The 413-nt window shown below is 65.0% G+C and carries 1 protein-coding gene; it reads left to right on the plus strand.

Annotated features, from left to right (window positions below; all coding sequences use genetic code 11):
• A partial coding sequence (locus tag AC1DKD_RS42260; protein WP_477144868.1) for an amino acid permease occupies positions 1–413 on the plus strand: 413 nt, incomplete at both ends.

Here is a 413-nt window from a genome sequence, read left to right on the forward strand (position 1 = left end):
CACCGGCCTGGACGTGCCGCCGGCCATCTCGCTGGGCGGCGTGGACCTCTACTGGGGCGCGTTCCTGATCGTGGCCATCTTCACGGTGCTGCTGGTGCTGGGCACCAAGCTCTCCGCCCGCGTGGGAAACATCTTCACCCTGATCAAGATCGCCGTGGTGCTGTTCGTGATCGTGGTGGGCTTCACCTACGTGAAGTTCGAAAACTACACGCCGTTCGTTCCGGCAGCTGAGCCCACGGCCGGCAATGGCGCCGCGGACGTCCTGAAGCAGTCCTTCTTCGGCTTCCTGACCGGCGCCGCCCCTGCCCAGTACGGCACCATGGGCATCTTCGCCGGTGCCGCCCTGGTGTTCTTCGCCTTCATYGGWTTCGACGTSGTSGCCACSTCCGCCGAGGARGTSAAGAACCCGCAGA

Source organism: Cupriavidus sp. 05T313, from assembly GCF_056396665.1.